At 61.0% G+C, this 5480-nt stretch carries 3 protein-coding genes and 1 pseudogene; 1 reads left to right on the forward strand and 3 read right to left on the reverse strand.

Features of this window, described 5'->3' with window-relative positions; translation table 11 throughout:
- Positions 1 to 2: 2 nt before the first annotated feature.
- From cyoA to hmpA, 3 genes are all read right to left on the reverse strand, one after another.
- The gene (cyoA, locus tag J3A71_RS24780) at positions 3 to 944 is read right to left on the reverse strand and encodes a ubiquinol oxidase subunit II (protein WP_016484940.1); all 942 of its coding nucleotides are present in this window, start codon (positions 942 to 944) and stop codon (positions 3 to 5) included.
- Positions 945 to 1504: 560 nt separating this feature from the next.
- Positions 1505 to 2011, reverse strand: a complete 507-nt coding sequence (locus tag J3A71_RS24785; protein ID WP_016484939.1) for a disulfide bond formation protein B — start codon at positions 2009 to 2011, stop codon at positions 1505 to 1507.
- Between the two features lie 389 nt (positions 2012 to 2400).
- The gene (gene hmpA, locus J3A71_RS24790) at positions 2401 to 3579 is read right to left on the reverse strand and encodes an NO-inducible flavohemoprotein (RefSeq protein WP_023047741.1); all 1179 of its coding nucleotides are present in this window, start codon (positions 3577 to 3579) and stop codon (positions 2401 to 2403) included.
- A gap of 154 nt (positions 3580 to 3733) precedes the next feature.
- Here hmpA and norR point away from each other — a divergent pair.
- Positions 3734 to 5291, forward strand: a pseudogene (norR, locus tag J3A71_RS24795) (nitric oxide reductase transcriptional regulator NorR).
- Positions 5292 to 5480 lie beyond the last annotated feature (189 nt).

Consider the following 5480-nt stretch of genomic DNA (forward strand, 5'->3'; position numbering starts at 1 on the left):
TCTTACTCCTCTGCACCGGCAGCTGGTTGCATACTCGATTCCACACCCTTGGTTGTGGCCAGATCTTTGCTGCCTGCTTCTTCGTGGCTACGACCGCGGTTCATGCCTTCGTACTTGTCGACGATCAGCTGGAACTGCTCTGGCGAAGCCTCGCTATACAGCGCGACCGGGTTGTTTTCGCTTGGTTTGGCCAAGGCGTCGTATTCAGCCTTGTCCAGCTTCTTCGGCGACTGCTTGACTTCAGCGACCCACTTGTCGAAGTCTTCCTGAGAGGTGGCAGTAGCCTTGAATTTCATGCCGGTGAAGCCAGCACCGCTGTAGTTGGCGCTGATACCGTCAAACACACCGTTTTCGTTGGCGATCAGGTGCAGCTTGGTGGTCATGCCGGCCATGGCGTAGATCTGGCCGCCCAGGCCCGGGATGAAGAACGAGTTCATCACGGCGTCGGAAGTGACGCGGAAGTTGACCGGGGTGTTAGCCGGGAAGACGATCTTGTTGACCGTGGCAATGCCCTGTTCCGGGTAGATGAACAGCCACTTCCAGTCCAGTGCGACAACGTCGATCTGGATCGGCTTCACGTCCGAGTCCAGCGGACGGTACGGGTCCAGCTTGTGGGTGGAGTGGTAAGTGACGTAACCCAGGGCGATGATGATCAGGATCGGGATGATCCACACCGCGGCCTCGATCTTGGTCGAGTGCGACCAGTCAGGGGTGTAGGTGGCTGCCTTGTTGGAAGCACGGTACTTCCAGGCGAACGCCAAGGTCATGATGATGACAGGGATAACCACCAGCAGCATCAGGCCGGTAGCGATCAGGATCAGGTTCTTTTGCTCAATGCCGACCTGTCCCTTCGGGTCGAGCAGGGTCCAGTTGCACCCACTGAGTAAAAGCATGCCTAAAAAGGGCAATATGCCAAACAGTCTGGGGTAACGCTTTTTACTCATCTCACGACCTCTAGATCAGCTTGCTTCAATGCAATTTGTGTTTTGGTAGCCAACACTTCGTCCTGCCAAGTGAGGCATTTTGCGCCCGTACTCGCTCCTGCCTGGGGTCCGACTGCAGGACCTTGGCTTCAAGCGTTGTTAGCGGTGCTTATGGTTTCGTAGGCAACAGGCCTGTACTTCAGACCAAGTCCATTTGGTGCGGGAAAACGCGGAGGGGGGTCCGCCCGGTATCGCCGTTGGGCGAAACTTGACGAAGTCAGCAAAAAGGAGCGCTGGGGCTTCCTTCAATCCTGCGACTCGCAAGCAGTGCCGAACGGAAATTGGGGGCGATTGTAGTGAGGTCGCCAACCCTTGACTATGACTTATTGAGCAACAGTCTTTTACAGAATGTGCAACAATGCTGCTCGATAATTCAACTTCGCGACAGTTTGTCGCACCCCGCTTGCCAGGCCTCAAAGCCGCATTCTACAAGGCTTTGTGATTGATCTGGATCAAGCGGTGAGCGACTTTTCCCTCTTCACATGCGCTGTAAAAGACCCTATGCGATTCGGGACTTTTGTCTAAGCCTGGCGTCGGTTGCGGTAGATCCCGAGCGGCACCAGGATGGCGGTGAGCACGAACGCCACAAGCGCCCATTGCGCCAGCGACAAACCGAGGAGTGGCGGGTACGGGGTGCTGCAGAAGCCGTCGACCTGGAATGCCAGCGGCCACAGCTTGGCCAGCGGCAGGTCATCCACGATCGGCTGGAGGGTGTCGATGCCGCAACTGACCATGGGGTTGGCGAGTATATACACATGGTTGCCGGCCGCAATGATTCCGCCAATCGCGCTGAGCACAACCAGTGCTTCGAAGAAGGTCAGGCTGCGGCGCCCGGGCATCGCTGCGGCGATGAAGGCAAACACGGCAATGAACAGCAGCGCGTAACGCTGCAGGATACACAACGGGCACGGTGCCTCGCCCAGTACCACTTGCATGTAGAGGGCGCCGCCAATCAGCGAAAGGCAGATCAGGCCCAACAGCACCAGAAAGCGCCGTTCCCGATTCAGGCGCGATGTTTGTTCGTTCATTGCCGGTTCCTTCGATGGATAGTGGCAGCGTGGTCCGCCTGCCTGGGCGCAAGTCTACACGCTGGGCAGGGCCTTTGAGCGTGCCGAGGAAGCGGCGTGACAGCACTGCGCAGGGCTATCCGGTGTGGCTGAGACCGGCCGCAACAACGTCGGTTCAACGCCGGGCGGCAAAAAAACGGCTGCACGGGTACCGCGCAGGGGCAAGCCCCTCGACACCCGGGAGTGAAGGATACCGTGATTAAAGGAGGATTAAAGATGAAAGCTGAGCAGGCGCTTTTCATCTCTCCTTATATATAGGCAGGAAGGAGTACTGTGGCTGGGATACATATTTGTGCCTGTACCGGCCCCTTCGCGGGCAAGCCCGCGAAGGGGCCGGTACAGGCGTTGCATCAATCCAGGGCAGCCGCCGGCCCGAAGAACTCGTAGCGGCTCTGCTGCTCCGGCACACCCAGGCCCTTCAACTGGCGCTTCACCGCCGCCATGAACGCCTTTGGCCCAAGGAAGTAGGCATCCACATCCCGCTCCTGCGGCAGCCACTCGGCCAGCAGGTCCTCACTCAGCAGGCCGACGGCATCGGCCTCGGCGCCCTCCGCAGGCTCCGCATAGCAGTAGAAGCGCTTAAGCTGCGGATAACGCGCCGCCAGGCCATCGACCCAGTCACGGAAGGCATGCACCGCACCGTTACGCGCACAGTGGATGAAGTGCACCTCACGCCGGGTTTGCAGCGCGGCCTGCAACATCGCCAGGGTCGGTGTAATGCCTACGCCGCCACTGATCAGCACCAGCGGCTTGTCGCTGGCTGCCAGGGTAAAGTCACCCGCAGGCGGGAACAGTTGCAGGGTCTCGCCCACCACCAGCTGATCGTGCAGGTAATTGGAAACCTTGCCGCCCGCCTCGCGCTTGACGCTGATGCGGTACTCCTTGCCATCGCACAGCGCCGACAGGGAGTAGTTGCGGCGCTGTTCGGCTCCGTCAATGTCCAGTTTCAGGCCGATGTACTGGCCTGGCTCGGCCTTGAGCACGGGCTTGCCATCCACCGGTACAAAGTAGAACGAGACGATCTCGCTGCTTTCCTGCTCGCGGCGTACCAGGCGGAATGCGCGGGTACCGCGCCAGCCGCCCTCGGCCTCTTCCTTCTGTTTATAAAGGTTTTCCTCTGCACCCATCAGGATGTCGGCCAGCTGACCATAGGCCGCGGCCCAGGCATCGATCACTGCCGGGGTGGCAATTTCCTTGCCCAACACTTCTTCGATGGCGCGCAGCAGGCAACTGCCGACGATCGGGTAGTGCTCCGGCAGAATCTGCAGGGCAACATGCTTGTTGATGATCTGCCCAACCAGGCCGCCCAACTGCTCCAGCTGGTCGATGTGGCGGGCATACATCAGCACGCCGTTGGCCAAGGCGCGTGGTTGGTCACCACTGGCCTGGTGGGCCTGGTTGAACAGTGGGCGTACCTCTGGGTACTCGTTGAGCATCATCTTGTAGAAGTGGGTGGTCAGTGCTTCGCCGCCGCTTTCCAGCAGGGGGACAGTGGCCTTGATGATTGCACGTTGTTCGGCATTGAGCATTGCAGCAACTCCTGAGCCTGTGGCTTCAAATGACTGCCCTTGCCGTTTCAGCATTCGTGCCAACTTTCACAGCCAGCAAAATCAAGGGTTTGATGCAGACCATGTCAAAATGACTCGGCTCGATGTATAGTCATATCGACCTACAGGAGTCAATATGACTACAAAGCCGTTGCTAACCGCCCTGCTGCCCCTCGTCAGTGATCTGTCCCGCGATTTGCCCGATCAGGAGCGCTACCGCCGCCTGCTGCAGGCCATGCGCAGCCTGCTGCCGTGCGACGCCGCTGCGCTGCTGCGCCTGGACGGTGAATGGCTGGTACCCCTGGCTGTGGACGGCCTGAGCCCCGACACCCTGGGCCGCCGATTCCGGGTCAGTGAGCATCCGCGGTTCCAGATTTTGCTCAGCCGACCGGAACCCACCCGGTTTGCCAGCGACTCCGAACTGCCCGACCCCTACGATGGCCTGGTCAACGCCGCAGATGCCGACCTTGAAGTGCACGACTGCATGGGCTGCCCATTGATGGTCGATGAACGCCCGTGGGGCCTGGTCACCCTCGACGCCCTCACCCCCGGGCAATTCCAGAGCCTGGAGCTGGATGCCCTGCAGGCCTTCGCCAGTTTGGCGGCCGCCACCGTTACCGTGGCCGAGCGCATCGAGCACCTGGCCCTGCGTGCTGAAGACGAACACCTGCGCGCCGAGATCTACCGCCAGGCCAGCGGCCAGGACAAAGAGCTGATTGGCCAGAGCGCCGCACACAAGCGCCTGGTAGAAGAAATCCGCCTGGTCGGCGGCAGCGACCTCACCGTGCTGATCACCGGCGAAACCGGGGTTGGCAAGGAACTGGTGGCCCAGGCCCTGCACCAGGCCAGCAGCCGCGCCGACAAGCCGCTGGTCAGCCTCAACTGTGCCGCCCTGCCCGACACCCTGGTCGAGAGCGAACTGTTCGGCCATGTACGCGGTGCCTTCACCGGTGCGCACGGCGAACGCCGTGGCAAGTTCGAACTGGCCAACGGTGGCACGCTGTTCCTCGACGAAGTGGGCGAACTGCCACTCACCGTGCAGGCCAAGCTGCTGCGGGTGCTGCAAAGCGGCCAGCTGCAACGCCTGGGCTCGGACCGCGAGCACCGGGTGGACGTGCGCCTGATCGCCGCTACCAACCGCGACCTGGCTGCCGAAGTGCGCAATGGCAACTTCCGCGCCGACTTCTACCACCGCCTCAGCGTATACCCGCTACACGTGCCGCCCTTGCGCGAACGTGGTCGAGATGTACTGCTGTTGGCTGGCTATTTCCTTGAACAGAACCGATCGCGACTTGGCCTGAACAGCTTGCGCCTGAGCCACGACGCCCAAACCGCGCTGGTCGCCTACGACTGGCCAGGCAATGTGCGCGAACTGGAACACCTGATTGGCCGTTCGGCACTCAAGGCGCTCGGCCAGCACCCTGACCGGCCACGTATCCTCACCCTCGAAGCCATCGACCTGGACCTGCGCGTTACCCCCCCCGACAACGGGCCCACAACCCTCCTCTGCAGCCCCGCTGCAGGTGGCAGCATTGCCTGAAGGCGGCTTGCGCGAAGCGGTCGATATCTACCAGCGCCAGGCGATAGAAGCCTGCCTGCAACGGCATCATGACAACTGGGCGGCGGCCGCCCGTGAGCTGGGCCTGGACCGCGCAAACCTGAGCCGATTGGCCCGCCGGCTGGGGCTTCGCTGAGGTTCACCTACAAAAGGATTAACCCAGAAAGCCATCTGGTTGCTTCCTGCCCGGCTGCTATATCTCCCTAACCACCCGTTTTTCGACTGCCTGGTCGAGACTGCGCCTAACAACCCTGAAAGGGTGTGTTACGCCGGTTGTGGCCCGAACAGTCGGGCCGGGGGATCCGGATACCAGCAGGGAGCATCC

Origin of the sequence: Pseudomonas sp. PvP089, from assembly GCF_017875165.1 — a bacterium.
Lineage (GTDB): Bacteria > Pseudomonadota > Gammaproteobacteria > Pseudomonadales > Pseudomonadaceae > Aquipseudomonas > Aquipseudomonas fortuita.

What these genes read in the sequence shown, in the direction of transcription:
- cyoA (WP_016484940.1), bottom strand. Translation starts at nt 944, where the DNA reads ATGAGTAAAAAGCGTTACCCCAGACTGTTTGGCATATTGCCCTTTTTA.
- hmpA (WP_023047741.1), bottom strand. Translation starts at nt 3,579, where the DNA reads ATGCTCAATGCCGAACAACGTGCAATCATCAAGGCCACTGTCCCCCTG.
- J3A71_RS24785 (WP_016484939.1), bottom strand. Translation starts at nt 2,011, where the DNA reads ATGAACGAACAAACATCGCGCCTGAATCGGGAACGGCGCTTTCTGGTG.